This window comes from Rhodobacter sp. P2_H5, from assembly GCF_056403335.1.
In genome coordinates this window covers 1-519 of record NZ_JBFUFS010000156.1, presented here as the reverse complement: position 1 = coordinate 519, position 519 = coordinate 1, and the positions used below count along the sequence as shown (strand labels likewise).

At 68.4% G+C, this 519-nt stretch carries 1 protein-coding gene; it reads left to right on the top strand.

Translation table 11 applies throughout. The features are described 5' to 3' along the window. On the top strand, positions 1 to 519 hold a 519-nt coding region (locus AC1DVR_RS24065; RefSeq protein WP_478003135.1), incomplete at both ends, for a hypothetical protein.

The window sequence follows — 519 nt, the reverse complement described above, 5'->3', positions numbered from 1 at the left end:
GGCCAGCAGCGTCGTGGTGCGCAGTTTCATGGCGCACCATCAGGGCATGACGATCACCGCCATCGCCAACGTCCTCTTGAACGGCCAGCTGCGCGCGCATTTCCACGCCGAGCCGATCATTCAGGCGGTCGAAATGCTGCTACAGGAACGCGTGCCGCGCGATGTGGCGATCGCGCCGCCCCGTGCGAAAGAAGTGCTGGTGGCGGCGGTCGAGGCGCAGTCTGCCCCCGTCGTGCGGCATTTCGAAAACCCGGCTGCGGCGGCACCCACGGCGCATTTCCTGTCGAACGGCAGCTATGGCGTGATGCTGACCCCGACGGGGGCGGGCTTCAGCCGCTGGCGCGATCTTGCCATCACCCGCTGGCGCGCCGATCCGACGCAGGCGCAGCACGGCGGCTTTGTCTACCTGCGCGACGTGCGCTCTGGCGGGCAATGGTCGGCGGGCGTCTTGCCCACCGGGCGCGATGCCGCCTTGCATCGCGCGGTCTTCAGCGAGCATCACGCGGCCTTCACCCATAC